This window comes from Corynebacterium sp. Marseille-P4321, assembly GCF_903645305.1.
In the GTDB taxonomy this organism is placed as follows: Bacteria; Actinomycetota; Actinomycetes; order Mycobacteriales; family Mycobacteriaceae; genus Corynebacterium.
Window position 1 is genome coordinate 473,705 of sequence record NZ_CAHJXO010000001.1, and the last position, 25,449, is coordinate 499,153.

Annotated in this window: 19 protein-coding genes, 5 tRNA genes and 3 rRNA genes; 19 read left to right on the forward strand and 8 right to left on the reverse strand. The window is 62.3% G+C overall.

Features of this window, described 5'->3' with window-relative positions; translation table 11 throughout:
- Position 1: 1 nt before the first annotated feature.
- Entirely contained in the window at positions 2–1,171 is a 1,170-nt protein-coding gene (gene dusB / locus HWX32_RS01940; RefSeq protein WP_175934522.1) for a tRNA dihydrouridine synthase DusB, read from the reverse strand.
- 194 nt (positions 1,172–1,365) lie between these two features.
- On the opposite strand from dusB, the gene HWX32_RS01945 reads away from it, so the two are divergent.
- Both HWX32_RS01945 and HWX32_RS01950 read left to right on the forward strand, forming a co-directional pair.
- Positions 1,366–2,877 (forward strand): acetyl-CoA hydrolase/transferase family protein, encoded by a 1,512-nt coding sequence (locus tag HWX32_RS01945; RefSeq protein WP_175934523.1) that lies wholly within the window; start codon positions 1,366–1,368, stop codon positions 2,875–2,877.
- A 113-nt stretch (positions 2,878–2,990) separates the two neighbouring features.
- A tRNA-Lys gene (locus HWX32_RS01950) sits at positions 2,991–3,063 on the forward strand.
- Between the two features lie 54 nt (positions 3,064–3,117).
- On the opposite strand, the gene HWX32_RS01955 is transcribed toward HWX32_RS01950, so the two are convergent.
- Positions 3,118–3,801: a metal-dependent transcriptional regulator gene (locus tag HWX32_RS01955; protein WP_075466203.1), complete on the reverse strand. Its 684-nt coding sequence runs from the start codon at positions 3,799–3,801 to the stop codon at positions 3,118–3,120.
- Between the two features lie 80 nt (positions 3,802–3,881).
- Here HWX32_RS01955 and zupT point away from each other — a divergent pair, with 80 nt between their 5' ends.
- From zupT to HWX32_RS01990, 7 genes are all read left to right on the forward strand, one after another.
- Positions 3,882–4,688, forward strand: a complete 807-nt coding sequence (gene zupT, locus HWX32_RS01960) for a zinc transporter ZupT (RefSeq protein ID WP_175934524.1) — start codon at positions 3,882–3,884, stop codon at positions 4,686–4,688.
- Positions 4,689–4,735: 47 nt separating this feature from the next.
- Positions 4,736–5,149, forward strand: coding sequence for a YccF domain-containing protein (locus tag HWX32_RS01965; RefSeq protein ID WP_075466201.1), 414 nt, complete (start codon positions 4,736–4,738; stop codon positions 5,147–5,149).
- Positions 5,150–5,354: 205 nt separating this feature from the next.
- Positions 5,355–5,427 (forward strand) — tRNA-Glu (locus tag HWX32_RS01970).
- Between the two features lies 1 nt (position 5,428).
- Positions 5,429–5,502, forward strand: a tRNA-Asp gene (locus HWX32_RS01975).
- A gap of 258 nt (positions 5,503–5,760) precedes the next feature.
- Positions 5,761–5,834: transfer RNA gene (locus HWX32_RS01980), tRNA-Asp, on the forward strand.
- A gap of 1 nt (position 5,835) precedes the next feature.
- A tRNA-Phe gene (locus HWX32_RS01985) sits at positions 5,836–5,908 on the forward strand.
- Positions 5,909–5,975: 67 nt separating this feature from the next.
- On the forward strand, positions 5,976–6,257 hold the full coding sequence (locus tag HWX32_RS01990; RefSeq protein ID WP_175934525.1) for a GNAT family N-acetyltransferase: 282 nt from the start codon (positions 5,976–5,978) through the stop codon (positions 6,255–6,257).
- Positions 6,258–6,260: 3 nt separating this feature from the next.
- Here HWX32_RS01990 and epsC read toward each other — a convergent pair whose 3' ends face one another.
- Positions 6,261–6,851: a serine O-acetyltransferase EpsC gene (gene epsC / locus HWX32_RS01995; RefSeq protein WP_175934526.1), complete on the reverse strand. Its 591-nt coding sequence runs from the start codon at positions 6,849–6,851 to the stop codon at positions 6,261–6,263.
- A gap of 97 nt (positions 6,852–6,948) precedes the next feature.
- Entirely contained in the window at positions 6,949–7,890 is a 942-nt protein-coding gene (gene cysK, locus HWX32_RS02000; protein ID WP_175934527.1) for a cysteine synthase A, read from the reverse strand.
- 285 nt (positions 7,891–8,175) lie between these two features.
- Between cysK and ramA the strand changes: the two genes are divergently transcribed.
- Positions 8,176–9,021: an acetate metabolism transcriptional regulator RamA gene (gene ramA, locus HWX32_RS02005; protein ID WP_075466187.1), complete on the forward strand. Its 846-nt coding sequence runs from the start codon at positions 8,176–8,178 to the stop codon at positions 9,019–9,021.
- 102 nt (positions 9,022–9,123) lie between these two features.
- Positions 9,124–10,383: a UDP-N-acetylglucosamine 1-carboxyvinyltransferase gene (gene murA / locus HWX32_RS02010; protein ID WP_175934528.1), complete on the forward strand. Its 1,260-nt coding sequence runs from the start codon at positions 9,124–9,126 to the stop codon at positions 10,381–10,383.
- 199 nt (positions 10,384–10,582) lie between these two features.
- Here murA and HWX32_RS02015 read toward each other — a convergent pair whose 3' ends face one another.
- Positions 10,583–10,831: a hypothetical protein gene (locus tag HWX32_RS02015; RefSeq protein WP_175934529.1), complete on the reverse strand. Its 249-nt coding sequence runs from the start codon at positions 10,829–10,831 to the stop codon at positions 10,583–10,585.
- A 138-nt stretch (positions 10,832–10,969) separates the two neighbouring features.
- Between HWX32_RS02015 and HWX32_RS02020 the strand changes: the two genes are divergently transcribed.
- From HWX32_RS02020 to HWX32_RS02040, 5 genes are all read left to right on the forward strand, one after another.
- Positions 10,970–12,483, forward strand: a 16S ribosomal RNA gene (locus HWX32_RS02020).
- 399 nt (positions 12,484–12,882) lie between these two features.
- Positions 12,883–15,971: ribosomal RNA gene (locus HWX32_RS02025) — 23S ribosomal RNA — on the forward strand.
- 180 nt (positions 15,972–16,151) lie between these two features.
- A 5S ribosomal RNA gene (gene rrf / locus HWX32_RS02030) occupies positions 16,152–16,269 on the forward strand.
- The 16S, 23S and 5S rRNA genes sit together here, the layout of an rRNA operon.
- Positions 16,270–16,608: 339 nt before the next feature.
- Complete coding sequence (locus tag HWX32_RS02035) at positions 16,609–17,337, forward strand: ABC transporter ATP-binding protein (protein ID WP_175934530.1); 729 nt, start codon at positions 16,609–16,611, stop codon at positions 17,335–17,337.
- A complete protein-coding gene (locus HWX32_RS02040; protein ID WP_175934531.1) occupies positions 17,338–19,893 on the forward strand; it encodes an ABC transporter permease in 2,556 nt (851 codons plus the stop codon). It abuts the gene before it with no gap.
- 25 nt (positions 19,894–19,918) lie between these two features.
- Here HWX32_RS02040 and HWX32_RS02045 read toward each other — a convergent pair whose 3' ends face one another.
- The 3 genes from HWX32_RS02045 to HWX32_RS02055 are packed head-to-tail and all read right to left on the reverse strand — an operon-like array spanning position 19,919 to position 22,073.
- Positions 19,919–20,284: a CrcB family protein gene (locus tag HWX32_RS02045; protein ID WP_175934532.1), complete on the reverse strand. Its 366-nt coding sequence runs from the start codon at positions 20,282–20,284 to the stop codon at positions 19,919–19,921.
- Positions 20,277–20,627 carry a CrcB family protein gene (locus HWX32_RS02050; RefSeq protein WP_175934533.1) on the reverse strand — a complete coding sequence of 117 codons (351 nt, stop codon included), beginning with the start codon at positions 20,625–20,627 and terminating at the stop codon, positions 20,277–20,279. Before HWX32_RS02050 ends, HWX32_RS02045 begins: the two co-directional genes overlap by 8 nt.
- A 27-nt stretch (positions 20,628–20,654) precedes the next feature.
- Positions 20,655–22,073: a sodium:alanine symporter family protein gene (locus HWX32_RS02055; protein WP_175934534.1), complete on the reverse strand. Its 1,419-nt coding sequence runs from the start codon at positions 22,071–22,073 to the stop codon at positions 20,655–20,657.
- Positions 22,074–22,285: 212 nt separating this feature from the next.
- Between HWX32_RS02055 and pgm the strand changes: the two genes are divergently transcribed.
- The 3 genes from pgm to HWX32_RS02070 all read left to right on the forward strand — a co-directional run bounded on the left by pgm (position 22,286) and on the right by HWX32_RS02070 (position 25,378).
- Positions 22,286–23,944 (forward strand): phosphoglucomutase (alpha-D-glucose-1,6-bisphosphate-dependent), encoded by a 1,659-nt coding sequence (pgm, locus tag HWX32_RS02060; RefSeq protein WP_175934535.1) that lies wholly within the window; start codon positions 22,286–22,288, stop codon positions 23,942–23,944.
- 190 nt (positions 23,945–24,134) lie between these two features.
- Positions 24,135–24,575, forward strand: a complete 441-nt coding sequence (locus HWX32_RS02065) for a MauE/DoxX family redox-associated membrane protein (protein ID WP_175934536.1) — start codon at positions 24,135–24,137, stop codon at positions 24,573–24,575.
- Between the two features lie 68 nt (positions 24,576–24,643).
- Complete coding sequence (locus tag HWX32_RS02070) at positions 24,644–25,378, forward strand: thioredoxin domain-containing protein (protein WP_175934537.1); 735 nt, start codon at positions 24,644–24,646, stop codon at positions 25,376–25,378.
- Positions 25,379–25,449: the final 71 nt, after the last annotated feature.

The window sequence follows — 25,449 nt, forward strand, 5'->3', positions numbered from 1 at the left end:
CCTACCCGCCGTTGTTCTCAATCTCGGCGCCGACTGGCACCGTGTCGTCCTCTGGGTCGTCGAGCCAACCCTCTGGCAGCGCGAGCTTCGCGGAGCCGCCTTGTCGCCCGCGGGCGTCGTCGGCGTGGTCGGCTAGCTCCTCCGAGCCAGCGATGGGGGCGAGGCGCTCACGCAGCTCCGCGAGCGTGGATACCTGCGCAAGAGACTTGCGGAACTCCCCGCCAACCGGGAAGCCACGCAGGTACCAGCCGGTGTGCTTGCGGATGTCGCGGCACGCGTGCTCCTCGCCGTCGTGCGCTGCCAGCAGCTCGGCGTGGCGGTAGATGATCCGCGCGACCTCGCCGAGCGTCGGCTCCGGCGGGATCTCCTCGCCGCGCAGCTGCGCCCCGAGCTGTGCGAACAGCCAAGGCCGGCCGAGGCATCCGCGCCCGACCTCCACGCCGTGGCAGCCGGTTTGCGCCATCATCTTGGCGGCGTCGTCGGCGGCGAAGATGTCGCCGTTGCCGATCACCGGCACGCCCGTGCCGTCCATGTGCTCCACCAAGCGGCCGATCTCGTCCCAGTGGGCGGTGCCGGAATAGCGCTGGGCGCCGGTGCGCGCGTGCAGGGCCACGCCCGCCGCGCCGGCGTCGGCGGCGATGCGGCCGGCGTCGAGGTGGGTGTGGTGCTCGTCGTCAATGCCAATGCGAAACTTCACCGTGATCGGGACTCCGGAGCCCTCCGCCGCGCGCACAGCCGCTTCCACGATGTTGCCGTACAGGCGCCGCTTGTACGGGATCGCGCAGCCGCCGCCCTTGCGGGTGACCTTCGGCACCGGGCAGCCGAAGTTCATGTCAACGTGGTCCGCGATGTCTTCCTCCACGATCATGCGCACCGCCTCGTACGTGAACTTCGGGTCCACGGTGTACAGCTGCATGGAGCGCGGCGTCTCGCTGGCGGCAAAAGTGGTCATGTGCAGCGTTTTCGCGTTGCGGGCCACCATGGCGCGCGCGGTGATCATCTCGCAGACGTAGAGCCCGGAGGCGGTGCCGGTCAGTTCCTGCTCGATCTCGCGGCACAGCACTCGAAACGGCATGTTGGTCACGCCAGCCATCGGCGCCAGGATCACGGGTGAATCCAGGTCGATGCCGCCGATGGTTAGCGCGGGTTGGTGCGTCGCGGGTGCTGTCATAGTGGCCACCATTGTTCCCGCAGGCAGTTGCTCAAGTCCAATCGGCGGAAATACGCCCATTCGGGGGTGGGGGCGAGCTGTGGGGCATTTGCTTATCGACGTTTACGCAGCCGCTTTTCACCAAACACGTGCAGTGAGCGCTACGTCACAATACAGTGGTGCCTGTTACATGCCCGAAGGAAAGGAAGCACACCATGAGTGAGCGCATCGCCAACGCCAAACTCGCGGACAAGGTCATGTCCGCCGAAGAGGCTGCGCAGTTTGTCAACCACGGCGACAAGGTCGGCATCTCCGGCTTCACCGGCGCCGGCTACCCGAAGGCCATGCCTTCCGCCATCGCGGAAAAGGCCAAGGCGGCCCACGACAAGGGCCAGGATTACTCCATCGACCTGTTCACCGGTGCGTCCACTGCGCCGGAGTGCGACGGCGTGCTCGCGGAGGCGAACGCGCTGCGCTACCGCATGCCGTACCAGTCGGATCCGCAGATGCGCAACGCCATCAACGCCGGTTCCATGAAGTTCCAGGACATCCACCTATCTCATTCCGGCATGATGGTTGAGCAGGGCTTCTTCGGCGACATTGACCTCGCCATCGTGGAGGCTGTGCGCATCACCGAGGAGGGCAACATCGTCCCGTCCTCCTCCGTGGGCAACTCCGTGGAGTTCCTCAACGCCGCGAAGAAGATCATCATCGAGGTCAACGAGTGGCAGTCCCTCGAGCTGGAGGGCATGCACGACATCTGGACCGTTCCGGCACTGCCGAACCGTATCCCGATCCCGATCACGAAGGCAGGCGACCGCATCGGTAAGACCTACATCGAGATCGACCCGGAGAAGGTCGTCGCTGTGGTGCAGACGAACGAGCCGGACCGCAACGCCCCGTTCAAGGCTCCGGACGAGGTGTCCGAGCAGATCGCCGGCAACTTCCTCGATTTCCTGGAGAACGAGGTGAAGGCCGGCCGCCTCGCGTACGACGGCTACGTCATGCAGTCCGGCGTGGGCAACGTGCCGAACGCCGTGATGGCGGGCCTGATGGACTCGAAGTTCGAGAAGATCGAGGCCTACACCGAGGTGATCCAGGATGGCATGGTCGACCTCATCGACGCCGGCAAGATGACCGTCGCGTCCGCCACCTCCTTCTCCCTGTCGCCTGAGTACGCGGAGAAGATGAACGAGGAGGCGTCGCGTTACCGCGAGAGCATCATCCTGCGCCCGCAGAGCATCTCGAACCACCCGGAGGTTATCCGCCGCACCGGCCTGATCGCCTCCAACGGCATGATCGAGGCTGACATCTACGGCAACGCCAACTCCACCCACATCAACGGCTCCCGCCTGATGAACGCCCTGGGCGGTTCCGGCGACTTCACCCGCAACGCCTACATCTCGTCCTTCATCTCCCCGTCGATTGCGAAGGACGGCGCGATCTCCGCGATCGTGCCGATGGTGTCCCACGTGGACCACACCGAGCACGACGCGATGGTGTTCATCACCGAGTACGGCGTGGCCGACCTGCGCGGCCTGGCCCCGCGCGACCGCGTGGCGAAGATGATCTCCATTGCCCACCCGAGCTACCGCCCGCTGCTGGAGGAGTACGTGGAGCTCGCCTCCAAGTGCAAGTACCAGCAGACGCCGCACAACCTCGAGCACGCCTTCGACTTCCACCGCCGCATCGAAGCGACGGGCACGATGGCGAAGTCGGAGGACTAGTCCCCGATAGTGCGCTGAGGCCCCGGCCGCCGCACCCTCGTTGCGCCGGGGCTTCTGGCCTCTAACGGGGTGATTTTCAACCGCCGCGGGCCTCGGGCTACGATTAGTCCCACGGGCCTTTAGCTCAGTTGGTAGAGCTACGGACTTTTAATCCGCAGGTCCCGGGTTCGAGCCCCGGAGGGCCCACCGTATGCCTCGGCCGTTTCGGCCGGGGCATTTCGCTTATCGACGCCTGCCTTCTCAGACCTTGTTCCGAATCCGCACCAGCTCCGCGGATTCCGCGCTGATCGGGACGATTGCGTCGGCCACGGCGACGTGCAGCATGGACGGGTAGGGGCGCTCGGCCACGGCGACACCCGCGCCGGGGACGATGCCGTGCGCTTCCAGGTAGCGCAGAAGTTCCGGGTCGCGGTCGCTGATGCGCTCCACCACGACATCCTCGCCGGTTGCGACGATGGCGAGGCTGTGCACTGAGGCCGTTGCGATGCGCCCCTTCGCGTCCGGGATGGGGTCGCCGTGCGGGTCCCGGTCGGGGTTGCCCAAGGCGTCGGCAATGCGCTCGACGAACGTGGGGGAGACGGCGTGCTCGAGGCGCTCGGCCTCGTCGTGGACTTCGTCCCAGCTGTAGCCGAGGGAGCGCACCAGGAAGGTCTCGATGAGCCGGTGGCGCCGCACCATCTCCACCGCGGCTTTCCTGCCGTCGTTGGTTAGTTCGATGGGTTTGTATGGCTCGCGGCGGATGAGCCCCTGCGATTCCAGGCGTTTGAGCCCTTCTGTGGTGGTGGACGGTTTCAGTCCTAACTCGCTCGAGATCCGGGTTGCGGTGACCGGTTCCTTGTCCCACTCGCTGAGCTGGAAAATCGCTTTCAGGTAGTCCTGCGTGAGGTGGGGGAGGCGGTCGGGGATGCCCTCTCTCGGAGTCATGGGTAGCACCCTACACCCAAAAAGTTCACGACACTGAAAAAATAGTTGCGCCTCAATGAAGTTTGCTGCTAGGTGGAGCCATGGACGTAGGGACGGTCACCCCCAGCGCGGTTGCTATCGCGCTCGGCATCTCGCTTCTCGCCGGTTTAGCCACCGGCTTCGGCGGGCTCGTTGTCGTGCTGCGCCGCTCGCCCGGGCCAGCCTTCCTGTCCGGCACGCTCGGCTTTTCCGCCGGGGTGATGGTGTACATCTCCTTCGTGGAACTGCTGCCAGAAGGTCTTAACGGGCTGGAAGAGGCCGGAAACGCGAACCCGGACCTGTGGGGCGCCGTCGCCTTCTTCGCCGGAATCGCGCTGATTGCGCTGATCGACCGGTTCGTGCCCGAGGACATCAACCCGCACGAGGAGCCGCACGCTTCCGGAATAACCCGCGCCCGGATGCGCAATGTCGGGGTGCTCAGCGCGGTCGCGATTGCGATCCACAATTTCCCCGAAGGCTTCGCCACGTTCGCGGTGGCGCTGGCGGACCCGGCCTTGGCGCTCCCGCTGGCTGTGGCGATCGCCATCCACAACGTCCCTGAGGGCGTGGCGATCGCAGTGCCACTGCGCGAAGCCACCGGCTCAAAATGGAAAGCGGCCGGCTGGGCGACGCTGTCGGGGCTTGCGGAACCGCTCGGCGCCGTGATCGGGTTCGCGCTTCTGCGGCCGTTCCTTGGGCCGGAGACGCTGGGCTACACCTTCGCCGCCATCGCGGGGGTGATGGTGTTTGTCAGCCTGGACAAACTGCTGCCCACTGCGATTGAGACGGGGCGCCACCACACCGCCATCTACGGCATGGTCGTCGGGATGGCCGTGATGGCGGCGAGCCTGCTGCTGCTTCCCGGGTAAGCGGCGAAGGCCGCGCACAAAGACCCGGCCGCGTCTACGCTGAACGCATGCGACTCATCCGGTTCATCCTCAACATCATCTGGCTGCTCACCGCTGGAATCTGGCTCTGCATCGCTTACACCCTCGCCGGGATCCTGGCGTGCCTGCTCATTGTCACCATCCCGTTCGGGATGGCGTCGTTCCGCATTGCCGGCTACGTGATCTGGCCGTTCGGGCGCGAGGTGGTGCAGGGCAATACCGGCGCCCTCGGCATGCTGGGCAACGTCCTCTGGTTCGTGGTGGCGGGCCTGTGGCTGGCCATCGGGCACATCGCCACCGCCACCGTGCAGGCGCTCACCATCGTCGGCCTGCCGCTGGCGTGGGCAAACCTGAAGATGATCCCGGTGACCTGCTTCCCGTTCGGTTCCCGGATCGTCAGCTCGAACGACAGCCGCGCCGGCTACGCGCCGGTCGTGCGCTAACGCTGCCAACTTCCACACTTCGGCGCGCACCTTCGCCCGGTCCGAGCCCTCCTGCCTCCCGATGCTCGAGTACCGTTTAACCGGTTCATCCTTGGTGGGGGACGGGGTTGCGCCGTGAAGTTCCGCTTCAGCGATGCGCTGTGCTGAAGTGCCCGTTTGGTTTGGGGCAGGGGGCTGTTCTATGCTGTCAAAGCTGTCGTACAGCGCCCCCATCGTCTAGAGGCCTAGGACTCCGCCCTTTCACGGCGGCAACACGGGTTCGAATCCCGTTGGGGGTACGGCCCTGTGGCGCAGTTGGTTAGCGCGCCGCCCTGTCACGGCGGAGGTCGCGGGTTCAAGTCCCGTCAGGGTCGCTCCGAGCTCGAGGTTCGCCTCGGGCTTTTTGCTTTGCGACGAATACGCCTGCCCAAAGGTCGCTGCAGCCGTTCTCCGAACGCTGCCGCGCGGACTGGCCGACCGCTGCACTCCCGCACTCCGCGCGGTGGCTGATGCGGCCGCACAATGCCCGCTTGCCTGCTGATTTGTTTCCGGTTCAAGGGTCTGTGTAAGGTATCAACTCGTGCAAGCGACAGTGCGAAAGCGCTGGAGGGGCACAAAAAATAAGAGAATATGGCCCTGTGGCGCAGTTGGTTAGCGCGCCGCCCTGTCACGGCGGAGGTCGCGGGTTCAAGTCCCGTCAGGGTCGCGGCTAGATAGCTCAGTCGGTAGAGCACACGCCTGAAAAGTGTGGGGTCGCCAGTTCGATCCTGGCTCTAGCCACACCAAGGATGAAGGCCCCTTCGCAAACGCGGAGGGGCCTTTTTCGTGCGCGGGTATCATCGCGTCCATGGATTCCAAGGATTATGAGCTAGTAAAGGGCGAGGGCCGTTACGAAATACGCATCGGCTCAGACGTGGCGGGGTTCGCCGATTACGTTGACCGGGACGGGGTGCGCACTATGCCGCACACCGTGGTCGAGCCGCGCTACCGCGGCCAGGGCTTGTCTGGGCCGCTGATTAAGTTCGCGCTTGACGACGCTCGCGCGGACGGCCTCAAGGTCAACCCGGCGTGCTCCGCGGTTGCCGGCTACATCGAGAAGCACTCGGAGTATTCAGACCTGCTTGCGTAGCTGTTAGATGATGTAGCTGCCCGGATCCACGTAGTTGTCCGGGTCGACCAGCTTCAAGCATTCCTCCGACTTGCGTGGGCGCACCTTCGCCGGAATGCCCACCGCGATGGAGTTCTCTGGCACGTCCTTGGTTACAACGGCGTTGGCGCCGATGGCGGAGCCGGCGCCAATGAGTACCGGGCCGAGCACTTTCGCGCCGGCGCCGATAGTGACGTTATCGCCGATGGTGGGGTGCCGCTTCGTCTGCGTGAGCACCTGCCCGCCGAGTGTCACGCCGTGGTAGAGCATCACCCCGTCGCCAATCTCCGCAGTCTCCCCGATGACGATGCCCATGCCGTGGTCGATGAAGAACCTGCGGCCGATCGTCGCGCCGGGGTGAATTTCAATGCCGGTGAGGAAACGGTTGAATTGCGCCAGAATGCGCGCCGGCGCTTTCCACCCGCGGTTCCACATGGCGTGGCACGCGCGGTGAATCCAGATGGCGTGCAGGCCGGAGTACACAATCGCGTTCTCTACGTCGCCGCGGGCCGCCGGGTCGTGCGCGCGGGCGTTCTGCAGGTCCTCGCGGACAGTGGAAATCACCTTGAACAGCATGTTGGGGAGCTTACATGGGTAACCCCCGCGCTCCCTTGGGTGGGAGGCGGGGGCTGGCGACAGCTCGTCGATAAGCACATTGCTTATCGACGCCTACCTAGTCGCGGATGTCCTCGTACAGAACAGTCGAGACGTAGCGCTCGCCGAAGTCCGGGATGATAACCACGATGGTCTTACCCTCGTTCTCATCACGAGCTGCGACCTCAAGCGCGGCCTTCACGTTCGCGCCGGCGGAGATGCCGCCGAGCACGCCGTCCTTGACCGCGAGCTCGCGCGAGGTGTCCACGGCATCCTCGTTGGTGACGGCGATGATCTCATCGACGATCGTGCGGTCCAGCGTGCCCGGCACAAAGTTCGCGCCCAGACCCTGGATCTTGTGCGGGCCAGCCTCACCCTTGGACAGCAGCGGGGAAGCGGCCGGCTCGACTGCAACGGCCTTCAGGTCCGGCTTCTGCTCCTTGAGGTACTTGCCAGCGCCCGAGATGGTGCCACCCGTGCCCACACCTGCGACGATGATGTCCACGTTGCCGTCGGTGTCTTCCCAGATCTCCGGGCCGGTGGTTTGGTAGTGGATGCGCGGGTTCGCCTCGTTCTCAAACTGGCGGGCCAGGATCGCGCCCTCGTTCTGCTCCACGATCTCGTTGGCCTTCTCCACGGCGCCCTTCATGCCTGCGGCGCCCGGGGTGAGCACGATCTCCGCGCCGTACGCACGCAGCAGCACGCGACGCTCGGTGGACATGGTCTCTGGCATGGTGAGGATGACCTTGTAGCCCTTCGCCGCGCCCGCCAGTGCAAGCGCAATGCCGGTGTTGCCCGAGGTGGCCTCCACAATCGTGCCGCCCGGCTTCAGCTCGCCGGATTCCTCAGCCGCCTCCACGATGGCCTTGCCAATGCGGTCCTTCACGCTGTTCGCCGGGTTGTAGTACTCCAGCTTTGCCAGCACGCGGGCCTTTGCGCCGTACGCCTCAGTAATGTCGTGCAGCTCAACCAGCGGGGTGCCGCCGACGAGCTCAAGTACGTTGTTCGCGATCTTCGCCATGATGCTCCTTCTCACTATCGCTTTGATGTTCTGCGTCGTGCTGGTACCGCACTATACACCTAATTGTAGACCGAGTGGTTTTAGCGTAGTAGACCGCATGGTTCGTTGATGGGCGAATGTTGGGTTCGATACCGCAGGTGCCCCGTTTTTGTCGAACGACACCCCATGGGGTGAAGTTTGGCTACCCCCGCGCGGGCGATATAGTGAGGGTATTTTCCGGCCAAGTTCAACACCGGGTGCACCCAATAGGGGCAACCGGCACCGTGAAAGGCGACTTACATGACGATGGACCCGCAGCAGGTCAAGGATGATGACGATGCGATCCGCGCGGCACTCACGGCGCTGAAAACAGCGACGGGGATCCCGGTGGCCATGTACGGCACCTTGCTGCCGGACAACCGGTTGCAAATTACGCAGTGGATCGGGCTGCGCACCCCGGCCCTGCAGAATCTGGTGGTCGACGCTGGTGCCGGCGTGGGCGGCAGGGTAGTAACCACTCGCCGCGCGGTGGGCATCTCGGACTACACCCGCGCCAACGTCATCTCCCACGAGTACGACAAGCAGATCCAGGACGAGGGCTTGCACTCCCTGGTTGCCGTGCCTGTGATTGTGCAGCGCGAGATCCGCGGTGTGCTCTACGTTGGCGTGCACTCCCCGGTGCGCCTGGGTGACAAGGTGATTGAAGAGGTCACCATGACCGCCCGCACTCTCGAGCAGGACTTGGCCGTGAACTCCGCGATGCGCTCCGCCGACGGCGGCGCCAACCAGGCAGGCGCAAAGGCTGGCCGCACAATGAACGGCGCCGAGTGGGAGCAGGTCCGCGCCACCCACTCGAAGCTGCGCATGCTGACGAACCGCGTGCAGGACGACGACCTGCGCAAGGAGCTCGAGCAGATCTGCGAGCAGATGGTCTCGCCGGTGCGCGTGAAGCAGACGACCAAGCTGTCCGCCCGCGAGCTCGACGTGCTGAGCTGCGTCGCCCTCGGGCACACCAATGTCGAGGCGGCCGAAGAAATGGGTATCGGCGCCGAGACGGTGAAGTCCTACCTTCGCAGCGTCATGCGCAAGCTGGGCGCCCACACCCGTTACGAGGCGGTCAACGCTGCCCGCCGCATCGGTGCCCTGCCTTAAAGGTGGGGGCAACGGCGCCTTGACGACGTCCTCCCGGTGACTACCCGTCGCCGCCCGAAGAGCCCCGCGAAGCGCAGCGACGAGTTCGGTACTGTGGTTCGCGTGAAAGAACGTTTCCTTGTCACTGGTGGTACCCGGCTCGAAGGCGTGGTGAACGTCGGCGGCGCGAAGAATAGTGTGCTGAAGCTCATGGCAGCTGCGCTGCTCGCTGAGGGGACGACCACGTTGCGGAACTGTCCCGAAATCCTCGACGTCCCGCTTATGCGCGACGTGCTAGTCGGTCTCGGGTGCGACGTGGAGATCGAAGGTGATGTGGTGCAGATCCACACGCCTGCCGATGTCTCTCCGCACGCCGATTTCGAAGCGGTCCGGCAGTTCCGCGCTTCCGTCGCCGTGCTTGGGCCCTTGGTGGCGCGCTGCCACGAGGCGCGCGTCGCACTTCCCGGTGGCGACGCAATTGGCTCGCGTCCGCTCGACATGCACCAGTCTGGTCTGGAGAAGCTCGGTGCGACAACCCACATCGAGCACGGTGCGGTGGTTGCCCGGGCCGAGCAGCTCACCGGAGCCCCAATCAAGCTGGACTTCCCGTCCGTCGGCGCGACGGAGAACATCATCACCGCCGCTGTGCTCGCGCAGGGGCGCACCACTTTGGATAACGCTGCGCGCGAGCCGGAAATCGTCGACCTGTGCAACATGCTCAATTCCATGGGCGCGCGCATCGAGGGTGCGGGCACGTCCAGCATCACTGTCGACGGCGTGGACTCGCTGCGCCCCACCGAGCACACCGTGATCGGCGACCGCATCGTTGCCGGCACCTGGGCGTACGCCGCAGCGATGACGCAGGGCGACATCACGGTTACCGGTGCTGCACCGGGCCACCTCCACCTCGCGCTGTCGAAGCTGAAGCTCGCCGGCGCCGACATCGAGACGTACCCGAGCGGCTTCCGCGTGCAGATGCACCAGTGCCCCAAAGCCGTGGATTACCAGACGCTGCCGTTCCCGGGCTTTCCCACGGACCTGCAGCCGATGGCAATCGCAATCTCAACCATCGCCGACGGCGTCTCGGTGATCACCGAGAACGTCTTTGAGGCGCGCTTCCGCTTTGTGGACGAGATGCAGCGCTTGGGTGCCGACGCCACAGTGGACGGACACCACGTTGTGCTCCGTGGCGTGGAGCAGCTTTCCTCGACCGACGTGTGGTCTTCCGACATCCGCGCTGGCGCCGGCCTCGTTCTGGCCGGCTTGGTTGCCGATGGCCAGACCACCGTGCACGAGGTGCACCACATCGACCGCGGCTACCCGTCCTTCGTGGAGCAGATGAATAGTCTCGGCGCGAACGTCGAGCGCGTAGCCGCCCAATAAGCGCGCCTTTAACAACGATAAAACCCTCAGAAAACGTTGGTTGTGCTGGGGGTTTGTGTTGTGTGTGGGGTGTGTGTAACTTATATCGAGTCAGCGAGACCGACAACGCCCCGCTAGAGAGCAAGGTTTTTGCTTCTGGTTTGTGTGGCGGGCAGGAAAACAATCGTTGGCGGAAATAAAATCCTTCAGCTTCTTTCGGCTAGCCCTTGTTTGTGGGGTTGGTTGTGGTGTGCTGGTGTTGTTTGAGAACTCGATAGTGTGCCAATGCATATTTTTTGTTTGTGGGTTGGTTGCGTGTGCGCTGTGCTGCATCGTTTTTGGTGTGGTTGGTGTGTGCCGGTTGCAGTTGTTGTGAACCTTTGATGGCAATGATTGTTTCTGGTGGATCGTGAACTGGTTCATGTTTGTGGTGCTTGTGGTTTTTCCTCGTCGGATGCGCAGGTGCCATGTGTTGTGATTTTTTGCAGCAGTAATTTGAGGATTGCCAGTCCGGCACCTTTTTGCTCTTGGAACTGTTTTTGGTTTTGGGTGTGGGGTGTTGGTTGGTTTGTTTTTTGCCAGTTTGGTTGGGCTTTTCACGGCCTTTTTTGTGGAGAGTTTGATCCTGGCTCAGGATGAACGCTGGCGGCGTGCTTAACACATGCAAGTCGAACGGAAAGGCCCTAGCTTGCTGGGGTGCTCGAGTGGCGAACGGGTGAGTAACACGTGGGTGATCTGCCCTGCACTTCGGGATAAGCCTGGGAAACTGGGTCTAATACCGGATAGGACCACTTCTTGGAGGTTGTGGTGGAAAGTTTTTTCGGTGTGGGATGAGCTCGCGGCCTATCAGCTTGTTGGTGGGGTAATGGCCTGCCAAGGCGTCGAAGGGTAGCTGGCCTGAGAGGGTGTACGGCCACATTGGGACTGAGATACGGCCCAGACTCCTACGGGAGGCAGCAGTGGGGAATATTGCACAATGGGCGCAATCCTGATGCAGCGACGCCGCGTGGGGGATGACGGCCTTCGGGTTGTAAACTCCTTTCGCCAAGGACGAAGCTTTAAGTGACGGTACTTGGAGAAGAAGCACCGGCTAACTACGTGCCAGCAGCCGCGGTAATACGTAGGGTGCGAGCGTTGTCCGGAATTACTGGGCGTAAAGAGCTCGTAGGTGGTTTGTCGCGTCGTTTGTGTAAGTCCGTAGCTTAACTGCGGGACTGCAGGCGATACGGGCATAACTTGAGTGCTGTAGGGGAGACTGGAATTCCTGGTGTAGCGGTGGAATGCGCAGATATCAGGAGGAACACCGATGGCGAAGGCAGGTCTCTGGGCAGTAACTGACGCTGAGGAGCGAAAGCATGGGGAGCGAACAGGATTAGATACCCTGGTAGTCCATGCCGTAAACGGTGGGCGCTAGGTGTGAGTCCCTTCCACGGGGTTCGTGCCGTAGCTAACGCATTAAGCGCCCCGCCTGGGGAGTACGGCCGCAAGGCTAAAACTCAAAGGAATTGACGGGGGCCCGCACAAGCGGCGGAGCATGTGGATTAATTCGATGCAACGCGAAGAACCTTACCTGGGCTTGACATACACCAGATCGCTGCAGAGATGTAGTTTCCCTTTGTGGCTGGTGTACAGGTGGTGCATGGTTGTCGTCAGCTCGTGTCGTGAGATGTTGGGTTAAGTCCCGCAACGAGCGCAACCCTTGTCTTGTGTTGCCAGCATTTGGTTGGGGACTCATGAGAGACTGCCGGGGTTAACTCGGAGGAAGGTGGGGATGACGTCAAATCATCATGCCCCTTATGTCCAGGGCTTCACACATGCTACAATGGTCGGTACAACGCGCGGCGAGCCTGTGAGGGTGAGCGAATCGCTGAAAGCCGGTCGTAGTTCGGATTGGGGTCTGCAACTCGACCCCATGAAGTCGGAGTCGCTAGTAATCGCAGATCAGCAACGCTGCGGTGAATACGTTCCCGGGCCTTGTACACACCGCCCGTCACGTCATGAAAGTTGGTAACACCCGAAGCCAGTGGCCTGTAATGGGAGCTGTCGAAGGTGGGATCGGCGATTGGGACGAAGTCGTAACAAGGTAGCCGTACCGGAAGGTGCGGCTGGATCACCTCCTTTCTAAGGAGCTTATTTGTTTTTGTGCCCGCAGTTGCGGGTGTGCCCACACGTTTTGTGGTGTGGGTTGGTGGTTGAGTCGTCGAACGAATGGCTGCCGCCTTTTTTGTTTTGGAAAAATTGTCCGGGTGGACACACGCCGGCGGCCATGGGTTGGTTGCTTTTGTGGTGTGCGCGTTGAGCTTTCCTGCAAGCAAGTGTGTGTTGGTGCGCTGTTGGGTGTCTGGGGCAGCACGTGATGTGTTTTGTTCCTTGTGGCTTCCATGTGCTGCATGCGTGTGTGTTGCATGCGTGTGTGGTGTGTGGGGGTGTGTTGTGTGAGAACTGTAGAGTGGACGCGAGCATCTTTCTTTTTATTTTTTGTTTGTGTTTTGGTGTTTTGTACCTGTTTTTGTCTGTGATGGTTGTTTTGTTACGGGCGTATGGTGGATGCCTTGGCATGCTGAGCCGATGAAGGACGTGTGAGACTGCGTTAAGCCTCGGGGAGTTGTCAACAAAGCGTTGATCCGAGGGTGTCCGAATGGGGAAACCTAGCCGTGGTTGTGTGCGGTTACCTGCTGGTGAATACATAGCCGGTGTGGGGGTGTACGCGGGGAAGTGAAACATCTCAGTACCCGCAGGAGAAGAAAACAATTGTGATTCCGTGTGTAGTGGCGAGCGAAAGCGGATGATGGCTAAACCGTGTGTGTGTGATACTTGGTAGGGGTTGCGCATGCGGTGTTGTGGGGTGCGGGTGTGTATGGTCTACCAGCTGTGCGCATGTGTTGCGGTGTGAGCGGAAGTGTCTGGGATGGCACGCCGGAGTGGGTGATGAGCCCCGTACGTGTAGGCACCGCAAGATGTGTTACCCGTAATCCCCGAGTAGCAGCGGGCTCGTGGAATCTGCTGTGAATCTGCCGGGACCACCCGGTAAGCCTGAATACTCAGTGTGACCGATAGTGGATAGTACCGTGAGGGAATGGTGAAAAGTACCCCGGGAGGGGAGTGAAAGAGTTCCTGAAACCATGCGCTTACAATCCGTCAGAGCACCGTTTTGTGGTGTGATGGCGTGCCTTTTGCAGAATGAGCCTGCGAGTCAGCGGCATGTCGCGAGGTTAACCCGTATGTGGGGTAGTCGTAGCGAAAGCGAATCCTAATGGGGTGTTTTTTTAGTGGCATGTCCTGGACCCGAAGCGGGGTGATCTACCCATGGCCAGTGTGAAGCAGCTGTAAGAGGTTGTGGAGGCGCGAACCCACTTAGGTTGAAAACTGAGGGGATGAGTTGTGGGTAGGGGTGAAAGGCCAATCAAACTCCGTGATAGCTGGTTCTCCCCGAAATGCATTTAGGTGCAGCGTGATGTGAGCTTGCCGGAGGTAGAGCTACTGGTTGGTTGAGCGGGACTATCATCTTAGCGACGTCAGCCAAACTCCGAATGCCGGTTATAGTGTTGCATTGCAGTGAGACTGTGGGGGATAAGCTTCATAGTCGAGAGGGAAACAGCCCAGATCGCCGGTTAAGGCCCCTAAGGGTGTGCTAAGTGGAAAAGGATGTGGGATCGCGAAGACAGCCAGGAGGTTGGCTTAGAAGCAGCCATCCTTGAAAGAGTGCGTAATAGCTCACTGGTCGAGTGGTTCTGCGCCGACAATTCAGTGGGGCTCAAGCACACCGCCGAAGCCGCGGCAACACTTGTTTTGTGTTGGGTAGGGGAGCGTCGTGTGTGGGGTGAAGCCGTATCGTAAGGAGCGGTGGACTGCATGCGAGTGAGAATGCAGGCATGAGTAACGAATGGCAAGTGAGAATCTTGCCCGCCGGATGACTAAGGGTTCCTGGGTCAAGTTCGTCTTCCCAGGGTGAGTCGGGTCCTAAGGCGAGGCCGACAGGCGTAGTCGATGGTCAACGGGTTGATATTCCCGTACCCGTGTGTGCGCGACAAATTGCGAAGCGGTGATACTAACCACCCTGACCCGCCGGCCAAACACGACCTTTGGTTGTGTGGTTGGTGGTGATGCGTGGGGCCTGATCTGTTGTAGCAAAGTGATGGGGTGACGCAGGTTGGTAGCCAATGCCGCTTATTGGATTGCGGTGCAAGCGTGTGGCACGACACCATGGTCAAATGCGGGTGTCAATAGTGTGAGGCGTGATGCGTAAGCCCTTTTGGGTGAAGTTGGTGATCCTGTACTGCCGAGAAAAGCCTCTAGCGATGTGCATGTACGGCCCGTACCCGAAACCGACACAGGTAGTCAGGTAGAGAATACTAAGGCGCTCGGGTGAACTGTGGTTAAGGAATTCGGCAAAATGCCCCCGTAACTTCGGGAGAAGGGGGACCTGCACTGGTGACACACGTATCGTGTGGTAGCTGGTGTGGGTCGCAGAGAAGAGAGGGGAGCGACTGTTTATCAAAAACACAGGTCCGTGCGAAGACGGTTAAGTTGATGTATACGGACTGACGCCTGCCCGGTGCTGGAAGGTTAAGAGGACCTGTTAGGACATTTTTTGTCCGAAGCGGAGAATTTAAGCCCCAGTAAACGGCGGTGGTAACTATAACCATCCTAAGGTAGCGAAATTCCTTGTCGGGTAAGTTCCGACCTGCACGAATGGCGTAACGACTCCTCTGCTGTCTCAACCACAGGCCCGGTGAAATTGCATTACGAGTAAAGATGCTCGTTACGCGCGGCAGGACGAAAAGACCCCGGGACCTTCACTATAGCTTGGTATTGGCATTCGGTGCGGTTTGTGTAGGATAGGTGGGAGACTATGAAGCGGCCACGCTAGTGGTTGTGGAGTCGTTGTTGAAATACCACTCTGACCGTAGTGGATATCTAACCTTGGCCCATGATCTGGGTTGGGGACAGTGCCTGGTGGGTAGTTTAACTGGGGCGGTTGCCTCCCAAAATGTAACGGAGGCGCCCAAAGGTTCCCTCAGCCTGGTTGGCAATCAGGTGTGTAGAGTGTAAGTGCACAAGGGAGCTTGACTGTGAGACTTACAAGTCGAGCAGGGACGAAAGTCGGGACTAGTGATCCGGCACCTACTTGTGGATGTGGTGTCGCTCAACGGATAAAAGGTACCCCGGGGATAACAGGCTGATCTTCCCCAAGAGTCCATATCGACGGGATGGTTTGGCACCTCGATGTCGGCTCGTCGCATCCTGGGGCTGGAGTAGGTCCCAAGGGTTGGGCTGTTCGCCCATTAAAGCGGCACGCGAGCTGGGTTCAGAACGTCGTGAGACAGTTCGGTCTCTATCCGCCGCGCGCGTGTGAAACTTGAAGAAGGCTGTCCCTAGTACGAGAGGACCGGGACGGACGTACCTCTAGTGTGCCAGTTGTTCCGCCAGGGGCATCGCTGGTTGGCTACGTGCGGAAGGGATAACCGCTGAAAGCATCTAAGCGGGAAGCCTGTTTTAAGATGAGGTTTCGATTGAGGTTCCCAGCAGACTACTGGGTTGATAGGCCGGAGTTGTACCCACCGTAAGGTGCTGAGACGACCGGTACTAATACACCGATTGACAACCAACACCAACAAAGAAGTGTTGCAAAACACCAACAACAAAACACGCAAAACAAAGAGAACCAGTCGTGTTCGCGTCCACTGTGCAGTATCTGACACAACACACCCACCCCAACGCGGGGTGGCCACAAACATAAATGAACAGTTACGCCCAACGCGTGGCACACTCATTGCCCCAATAAGTGTGTCGGTGGTTGATGGCGGCGGGGAAACGCCCGGTCCCATTCCGAACCCGGAAGCTAAGCCCGCCCGCGCCGATGGTACTGCTCCCGGGAGGGAGTGGGAGAGTAGGTTACCGCCGACCCAACAACTTCAAAACACGAAAACGCCCACCACACCGGTGGGCGTTTTCTCATACCCTGGAAAATACTTTCCGAAAAACACCGCGCATAGCACCCCGACGGAGATGCTAAACCCCCAGGTCACAAGGCCGGAGGGCTTGGACATCACGCCCGGTGACACATTTCGGAAGCTATTTGCCGAATTTCGTTTTGCGGGTATGCCCGCTCGTTCTCCGAGGGTTGCGGTCTGATGCGAGGGATTCAGGTAGTTCAAACTGCGTGTCGTCTTCCTGCGTATAGTCACACGAAGAACTTCGAAGATCGGGGAGTATCCGTTTAGCGGAAGGGAGCTGACGCCGGCGATGAACACACCCGCAGCAAGGGCCGTGGACCTAGTGAAGACGTACGGGGAGGAAGACACCCAGGTTGTCGCGCTCGATGGGGTGAACGTCGATTTCAACCGCAACGAGTTCACCGCGATCATGGGCCCCTCCGGCTCCGGGAAGTCCACGCTCATGCACGTCATGGCCGGCCTCGATTCCGCGACGTCAGGCTCGGCCTACATCGGCGAAACTGATCTCTCGCAATTAGACGACAAGGAAATCACCGCGCTTCGCAGGGACCGGCTCGGGTTCATCTTCCAGTCGTTTAACCTCGTGCCCACACTCAATGCAGCGGAGAACATCACGCTTCCCACCGACATTGCCGGCGGGAGAATCGACAAACAATGGTTCGATGAGGTCACCGACAGACTTGGCCTGACCAACCGCTTGCGGCACCGCCCTGCGGAACTCTCTGGTGGGCAGCAGCAGCGCGTTGCCTGTGCCCGGGCTCTGGTGTCGCGCCCCGAGATTATCTTCGGCGACGAGCCGACGGGGAACCTGGACTCCAATTCCTCTCGTGAGGTCTTAAGCATTCTGCGCACCGCGGTCGACCAAGACGACCAAACTGTCGTTATAGTCACCCACGACGCCCGTGCCGCGTCCTACGCGGACAGGGTCATTTTCTTGCGCGACGGCAACATCGTCGACGAAATGCGTGACCCGGAGATGGACGCGATCCTAAGCGTGATGTCCCGCATGGAGGGCTAGATGGGCTCCACACTGCAGAAGGTCTCGCTGCGCAACATCGCTGCACACAAGCTTCGTCTCGCGCTCACCGTGCTCGCGGTAGTTCTTGGCACCGCGTTCCTTTCCGGGGCGCTCATGTTCACCAACATGCTGTCCAATACCTTTGATTCCGCGGTGGGCACAGTGCTCGACGACGTCGATGCTGTGGTGCGGCCAGCAGAAGATGAACGTTCGCTCCCAAGAGACGTGGTGGACGGCATCAAGGGCAATCCCGATGTTGAGCGGGTGAACCTGTTCGCCGAGCTGCCGATCGTTGCGGCAACCGAAGATGAGGTTGCCATCCAGACGCAGATGGGTACCTCGCGGGCTGGCCTCTACTACCCGGAAGACGAGGCCGCGGGGCACACCTTCGACATCATCGAGGGTTCCGCCCCCGCTCGCGTGGGGGAGGTGCTGGTCAATGGCAACGGCGCAGAGCGTTACGGCATTCGCCTCGGCGAGAAGCTCATCGCCGTGGACAAGGACGGCCGCCACCCGTACACCGTGGTGGGGTTCTACGAGGACGAGCTCGTACAGGAAACGTCGCTGCGCTTTGCAATGGGTGAAGAGACGTACGTGGACTACTACACCGACGGGACCACGTTGCCCGCGGTGACGGTTGATGCGGTAGACGGGGTGGGTGACCAGGAACTCGTCGATAAGCTGCATGCGCAATTCCCTGAACTTCGTGTGGAGACAGGCCAGGCGCTGGCCGCGGAGACCTCGGAACAGATCCGCGACGCGCTGAGCTTCGTCAGCTACTTCCTCATCGCGTTTGGGCTGGTGGGGCTGCTCGTGGGTACCTTCCTCATCGCGAACACTTTCTCCATGATCGTAGCGCAGCGCACGAAGGAGTTCGCACTGCTGCGTGCGCTCGGGGCTTCGCGTGGGCAGATCACGCGGTCGGTGTCGTTGGAATCGCTGGTTGTCGGGCTCATCGGTTCTGCCATTGGCGTGGTGGCTGGCATGGGCATGGTGACGTTGATTCGCGTGGTGATGAGCGCGAACGGGATGGCGCTGCCAGCGACGGGGTTGGGGTTGTCCGCCGGTGCGGTTGCGGTGCCGCTTGTGGTGGGCACGCTCGTGACGGTACTTTCGGCGCTCGCGCCTGCTCGGCGGGCGGGGCAGGTACGCCCGGTGGAGGCGATGCGCTCGAGCGAAGCATCCACGCCGCAGCCGTTGAAGGGGCGCACAGTGGTGGGTGCGGTGGTCATCGCCGCGGGCATCGTCGCGGCACTGGCGGGCATGGCATGGACGGACGGCGCCACCGGTCGACGCGCCGCGCTGGTGGGCGTGGCGGCGTTCGCGGTGATCGCGGGTGTATTCCTCGCGGGGCCGGCGATGAGTTTGCCGGTGGTGCCGCCGCTGGGACGTGCGGTTGGTGCGCCGTTCGGGGCGATAGGCAAGCTCGCGTCCACAAATACGCAGCGTAACCCGCGGCGCACCGCCACCACCGCGTTCGCGCTCATGCTCGGCATTGCGCTGGTTACGGTGATCGGCATGCTCGGGGCGTCGATGAAGCGCTCGGTGGACGACATCGCGGACAGCGAGGTAAGCGCTGATTTTGTCCTCACCGGCCCGGAGGTTGGCTCGTTCCCCGTGCCGCAGGACATCCCGGAGCGCGCCGCGGAGGTGCCCGGCGTGGACAAGGTGGTCAGCTACACCCAGGCCCCGGTGACGGTGGACGGCGAGTACGGCTACCAAGTCGGACCCGTGGGCGTGACAGACGTGCTGCGCGGCGACCCTGCGGACCTGGTGGCGTTGGACGTGGTGGACGGCACCACTAGCCTGGAGGGCGACACGCTCATCGCACCGGTGGACATCGCCGCGGAGCGCGGCTGGCAAATCGGCGACACCGTCGAGGTCGCGGCGCCGGGTATGTCGCCGCAGGTGGTGGATGTCACGGTCGCGGGCTTGTTCGAGGGCTCCAACATTTTGCAGAACTTCGTGCTTTCCGACGAAGCCGTGGCCAAGGTCGCCCCGTCCGGCGCATGGACCATCCTCATGGTGGGCGTGAACAACGACGGCTCGGTGAGCGACGAGGAGTTGCGCGCCAGCCTGGAAGAAGAGGTGCGCTCCGACATTGTGGTGCAGGTGCGCTCCACGGAAGACATGGTGGGCGAGGTTGGCGCACTGATCGATCAGATGCTGTTTATCCTCTACGCGCTGCTCTCCCTTGCTGTCGTGGTGGCGCTGTTAGGCATTGTGAACACGCTGACACTGTCGGTGATTGAGCGGCGCCAAGAGATCGGCATGCTGCGTGCCGTGGGAGCCCGCCGCGGCCAGGTGCGCACGATGGTGTTCCTCGAGTCGGTGCAGATGTCCGTCTTCGGCGCGGTACTCGGTGTGATGGTGGGCCTGGGCCTGGGGTGGGCGTTTCTCACCGTGCTGGAAAGCCAGGGCCTGCACACCATTGTCATCCCGTGGAACCTTGTGGCCACAATGCTGCTCGGTTCGGTGTTGATGGGGCTTGTCGCCGCGATCTGGCCGGCGCAGCGGGCGGCGAAGACGCCGCCGCTCGACGCGATCGCGGAATAGCCGGCACCCTTAAGAGAGCCGCGCGTTAGGCCGGGTAGCCCCAGATCATGCCGAAGCCCGCGGCGGCTGCACCGAAGAAGGCGGTTGCCGCAAAATACTTCGCGGCATCAGCCCACCGGCGCGCGTTGAGCAGCTCGCCGAGTTCCTTCGCCAGCGTGGAGAACGTGGATACGGCGCCAGCGAACCCGGCCGTAACCGCCACTTGCCAGAACTCTGGCAGCGTCACCGCGAAGCCGGCCACGCTCGCCCCGATCATGTTCGCGGCCCACGTGGCGGTGCGCCGCGGGAGCGCCCGGGTGAGCGCCCAGCGGGTCAGGCCGCCGAGGAACCCGCCGACGAAGACGACGGTGACAATGGTGAGGGGGTGGGACACGGAAGCGTCGTTAAGCATGCTGCCCCCTCAACCGGTCGCCCACCCACCATGCGCCCACGCACAGCACGAACATGCCAAGCACGTAGGCGACGGCGAACGCGGCCGAGCCGCGCACCGCAGCCAACGTCACGGCAGAAAACGTGGTGAAGCCGCCGAGAACCCCCGTGCCAAGAAACGCTCCGGGGGAAAGCAAACCCATAAGCAGGCAGCCCAGCACGTTCACCGCCGCGATGAGCATGACCTCCTGCGACGAACCCGGGATGGCTAACGCCAGCACGGCCGTGCGCGCCACCGCGCCCACGCCCGCGCCGAGACCGACAAGCAACCCAGTTTGAAATGGGGAAGAAGCGTCAACGTTCACGGGTAGGCAGTGTAGCGAGCAGGCGGGTTACTTCCAGTCCATCTGCTGACGCTCGACGAAGGCCGCGACCTCATCGGGCGACTTCTTCAACAGCGGGTCGAACTTGAGGTACTCGCGCGTCTCGTTGGCCACCAACGAAGACAAGATGAGTAGGCCGATCAGGTTCGGGATAGCCATCAGGCCGTTGGAGAGGTCGGAGAACGTCCAGGCGAGTTCCAGGTGCGCCACTGCACCAACGAACGCCATCACCGTGAAGATCATGCGGTACGGCACCGACGCCCACTCGCCGAACAGCGCGATGGTGGCGCGCTCCCCGTAGTACGACCAGCCGAGGATGGTGGAGAACGCGAAGAACACCAGGGACACGGAGACGATGAGGTTACCCGACTCGCCCGGCAGGGCCTGGCTGAACGCGCTCGCGGTCATGATCGCAGCCTCGTCGCGGCCCATGTCCCAGGTGCCGGCGGTGACAATGACAAGGCCGGTGATGGTGACAACGATGATGGTGTCGATGAACGTCTGCGTCATGGACACCAGGGCTTGGCGCACGGGGTGCTGTGTCTTTGCGGCCGCGGCGGCGATGGCGGCGGAACCCATGCCGGACTCGTTGGAGAAGATCCCGCGGGCAACACCGAACTGAATGGCCAGCATGATGCCGGAGCCCACGAAGCCGCCCGTGGCGGCGGTGCCGGTGAACGCGTCGGTGAAGATCGTGCTGATGGCGGCGGGCACGCGGTCGGCCATCATGACGAGTGCGACCATGCCGCCGGTGACGTAAATGACGATCATCAGCGGCACGAACGCCGCGGTGATCTTGCCTACGCCCTCAATGCCGCCGAGCACTGCCGCGCCGACGCAGAAGAAGATGATGATGCCGGAAACGGTCGGGTCGACCCCGAACGCGTCGCCCAGGCCGGCGGCGATGGAGTTGCCTTGGGCCAGGTTGCCGATGCCGAAGGACGCGAAGATGGTGAACAGCGTGAATGCGCCGGCGAGGAGGACACCCCAGCGGCCGGGGAGCGCCCGTTTGAGATACACCTGGGGCCCGCCGGCTTGTTTGCCTTTGGCGTCGGTGGTGCGGAAGCGCACACCCAGGTAGGCCTCGGAGTACTTCGACGCCATGCCCACGATGCCGGTCACCCAGATCCAGAACAGCGCGCCGGGCCCGCCGATGGAGATTGCGGTGGCCACGCCGACGATGTTGCCGGTACCCACAGTTGCGGCGAGCGCGGTGGTCAGCGCCTGGTAGTTGGAGATGTCGCCGGCGCCCTCCTCGTTTTTGTCCACAAACGCGTGGCGCACGGAACGCCCCAGGGTGCGGAACTGGATGCCGCCTAGGCGGATGGTGAGGAACAAGCCGGTGCCCAACAGCAGCGGGATGAGTAGGAACGGGCCCCACACGAAGCCGGAGATGGCGCTCAGGATGTCGTTGAGTGTTGCTGCCATGGTGTCTTCCTCTGTCGAATCGAAGGTGCGACCAGTCGCCACGGATAATGTTGGTGCATATTAGCCCATTGATTGCAAGATATGCGAACCGCCCTCGCGGGATGCACCCAAACGGGTAAAGATGGAGGGTGTAGGAACGCCTGTGGGTACGAATGCTGCAGGCGCGGCAAACAGCTTGAACACCCACACCACGACACCGAAGGAGCACCCCCATGGCGCACGATCGTGCAGGGCAACCAGCCCGCGACGAGGACCTCATTGATATCGCGGAGGTCGTATCCGCCTACTACACGCGTGAGATCGACCCAGAAAACCCGGACCAGCAGGTCGTCTTCGGCACCTCCGGGCACCGCGGATCCAGCCTGGACAACGCGTTTAACGAGGCACACATTTTGGCCACCACGCAGGCGATTGTGGATTACCGCCGCGAAAACGCCATCGGCGGGCCCGTCTACATCGGCCGCGATACCCATGCACTTTCGGAGCCGGCGATGTTGTCGGCGCTGGAGGTGCTCATCGCCAACGAGGTGCAGGTGCTTGTCGACGCGGCGGGGCGCTACACCCCCACACCGGCGGTTTCGCACGCCATCCTGCGCCACAACGCGGCGCTAGCGGGCGGGGTGACGGGCACGGATCCGAAGCGCGCCGACGGTATTGTGGTCACCCCTTCGCACAACCCGCCGCGCGACGGCGGCTTCAAGTACAACCCTCCGTCCGGTGGCCCGGCCGGAGCCGACGCGACCGACTGGATCGCCGCGCGGGCCAACGAATACATCGCCGCGGGCCTCGAAGGCGTTCGCCGCACTCCGGTCACCGGCGTGCTGGACGAGCGCGCCGGGCGCTACGACTTCAAGGAGACGTACGTTGCGGACCTAGTCAATGTCGTGGACATGGACGCCATCAAGGCTTCCGGCCTGCACATCGGCGCAGACCCGATGGGCGGTGCTTCGGTGGACTACTGGGGCGAGATCGCGCAGCGCTACGGGCTGAACATGACGGTGGTCAACCCGCACGTGGACGCCACCTGGCGGTTCATGACGCTGGATACGGACGGCAAGATCCGCATGGACTGCTCCTCGCCGTCCGCTATGGCCTCGCTCGTGCAGGGCCGCGACAAGTTTGATCTTGCGACGGGCAATGACGCGGACGCGGACCGCCACGGCATTGTCACCCCGGACGCGGGGCTTATGAACCCGAACCACTACCTTGCTGTGGCCATCGAGTACCTCTTCAGCCACCGCGAAGGCTGGGCCGATGGCATCGCGGTGGGTAAGACGCTCGTGTCGTCTTCCATGATCGACCGGGTGGTCGCGTCGCTCGGCCGCGAGCTGGTTGAGGTTCCGGTGGGCTTCAAGTGGTTCGTGCCGGGGCTTATCGACGGTTCCATCGGCTTCGGCGGCGAGGAATCCGCCGGCGCGTCTTTCCTGCGGAAAGACGGAACCGTGTGGTCCACGGACAAGGACGGGCTGATCATGGACCTGCTCGCCGCGGAGATCACCGCAGTGACCGGCAAGACCCCGTCTAAGCGCTACGCCGAGTTGGAGGCGGAGTACGGCGCACCTGCCTACGCGCGCATCGACGCCCCGGCGGGTCGCGAGGAGAAGGCCAAGCTGAAGGCCATGTCGCCGGAGCAGGTAACGGCCGAGGAGTTGGCGGGCGAGCCGATCACAGCGAAGCTCACGGAGGCGCCCGGCAACGGCGCGGCCATCGGCGGGCTGAAGGTGACCACCGAAAACGCCTGGTTCGCGGCTCGTCCGTCGGGCACCGAGGACAAGTACAAGATTTACGCGGAATCCTTCAAGGGTGAAGACCACCTCAAGCAGGTGCAGGAGGAGGCGGTCCAGTTGGTCTCCGAGGTGCTCGGCTCCTAGGGGGCTTAAGTGCCAGGGGCGAGTGTTCCAACACCGCTGGGGCGCGCCGGGGGGTCGCGCCGGGTTCTCGCGTGGGCGCGGGTGCGCTAGGGTCGAATCCGTGAGCTCATCTACAGCTGTTTTGGCACAGGATCGCGGGGATGACGTGGAAGGCGCCGCGGCACACCCGGCGCCTCGTAGCACGGCAACTTTGGCCTTGGATATCGCGTCGGCGTTGGCCCGCTTCGGGCTGGCGTTCATGTGGATCTATTCCGGCGTGCAGAAGATTCTTGAGCCGCACATCAACATGACGAAGACGGTGGAGGCGTACGAGATCTTTACGCCCTACTGGTCGGACCTCGTCGCGCAAGCTATTGGTCCGCTGGAGCTCGCGGGTGGCCTCATCCTATTGCTGGGCATCAAGATCCGCTGGGCGGGCGGGGTCTCGCTCGTGGTGCTGTTTATCTTCATCCTGGGCCTGTACTCGGCGCACGCGCGCGGCTTGGTCATCGACTGCGGTTGCTTCGACCCTGCGGAGGCGGACCCGCAGCCGGGTGAGCTTCTCACCGCTATCTGGCGCGATGTTTTCCTCATCGCCGTCACCGCGTTTATGATGTGGCGTCCGTACAGCAAGTTCGCGATTTACCCGTAGGGTGAAACGTGACATCATTAGATGTCGGATGCACGTCGTATTGATTAGTTACCGAACAGGAGCACACAGTGACCACTCGTAAAGTGGAGAATCCGAACAAGAAGGGCAACACCGCCTTTATCTGGGCAATCGTGGCCGTGCTTGCCATCGCGGCGCTGGTGATTGGCCTCATCGTGTCCAACGGCCGCACCCAGCGTTCCGAGGCGGCACAGGAGGACATGGTGGACATGTCCGGAATCACCGTCGAGTGGACTGAGGGCGACGACAGGATCAAGTTGACCGGTTCCAACGCCGACGCCCCGCTGGGCGACCTGTTCGAGGACTTCTCCTGCACCTACTGCGCGGAACTGCACGTGGCCACAGACGCCGAGATGATTGAGGCCCTCAAGGCCGGCGATATCAACGTCGAGCTGCGCCCGATGGTCACCCAGGACCACGGCGTGGTGGGCCACTCCACCAGGTCCCAGGCGGCCTTCCTCGCGCTGATCGCTAACGGCGAGAACGACGCCGCATTCACCCTGCGCGACTACCTCTTCGCCAACCAGCAGCAGGTGTTCAACCAGGAAGACTCCGATTCCCTGGCAGACATGGCTTCGGATTGGGGTGCTTCCAAGGACGCTGTCCAGGACATCCGCGACGAGAAATATCTCGACACAGCTCAGGAGATCAGCGAGAAGAACTTGCAGTACCAGCAGGACGAGACGGGCGACGCGTGGACCCCGCGCGTGCTGATCAACGGCAAGGACGCCGAGGACCTCGGCGCCGGCCGCGAAGAGTGGGTAACTACCCTGTCCAACCAGTAATTTGGTCGGCTAGTTTGGGGCCGGTATATTGAGCGGAGTTGTCCACAGGGGCAACACCTCGAGCCGGTTCC

Bases quoted from the DNA above. Each gene is read 5' to 3' on its own strand.
- epsC (WP_175934526.1), bottom strand. From the start codon at position 6,851: ATGCTGTTCAAGGTGATTTCCACTGTCCGCGAGGACCTGCAGAACGCC.
- HWX32_RS01990 (WP_175934525.1), top strand. From the start codon at position 5,976: ATGGATTCCAAGGATTATGAGCTAGTAAAGGGCGAGGGCCGTTACGAA.
- HWX32_RS02015 (WP_175934529.1), bottom strand. From the start codon at position 10,831: ATGGCACCTGCGCATCCGACGAGGAAAAACCACAAGCACCACAAACAT.
- HWX32_RS02055 (WP_175934534.1), bottom strand. From the start codon at position 22,073: ATGGCAGCAACACTCAACGACATCCTGAGCGCCATCTCCGGCTTCGTG.
- HWX32_RS01955 (WP_075466203.1), bottom strand. From the start codon at position 3,801: ATGACTCCGAGAGAGGGCATCCCCGACCGCCTCCCCCACCTCACGCAG.
- zupT (WP_175934524.1), top strand. From the start codon at position 3,882: ATGGACGTAGGGACGGTCACCCCCAGCGCGGTTGCTATCGCGCTCGGC.
- HWX32_RS02045 (WP_175934532.1), bottom strand. From the start codon at position 20,284: ATGCTTAACGACGCTTCCGTGTCCCACCCCCTCACCATTGTCACCGTC.
- HWX32_RS02035 (WP_175934530.1), top strand. From the start codon at position 16,609: ATGAACACACCCGCAGCAAGGGCCGTGGACCTAGTGAAGACGTACGGG.
- dusB (WP_175934522.1), bottom strand. From the start codon at position 1,171: ATGACAGCACCCGCGACGCACCAACCCGCGCTAACCATCGGCGGCATC.
- HWX32_RS01945 (WP_175934523.1), top strand. From the start codon at position 1,366: ATGAGTGAGCGCATCGCCAACGCCAAACTCGCGGACAAGGTCATGTCC.
- pgm (WP_175934535.1), top strand. From the start codon at position 22,286: ATGGCGCACGATCGTGCAGGGCAACCAGCCCGCGACGAGGACCTCATT.
- HWX32_RS02040 (WP_175934531.1), top strand. From the start codon at position 17,338: ATGGGCTCCACACTGCAGAAGGTCTCGCTGCGCAACATCGCTGCACAC.
- HWX32_RS01965 (WP_075466201.1), top strand. From the start codon at position 4,736: ATGCGACTCATCCGGTTCATCCTCAACATCATCTGGCTGCTCACCGCT.
- ramA (WP_075466187.1), top strand. From the start codon at position 8,176: ATGGACCCGCAGCAGGTCAAGGATGATGACGATGCGATCCGCGCGGCA.
- cysK (WP_175934527.1), bottom strand. From the start codon at position 7,890: ATGGCGAAGATCGCGAACAACGTACTTGAGCTCGTCGGCGGCACCCCG.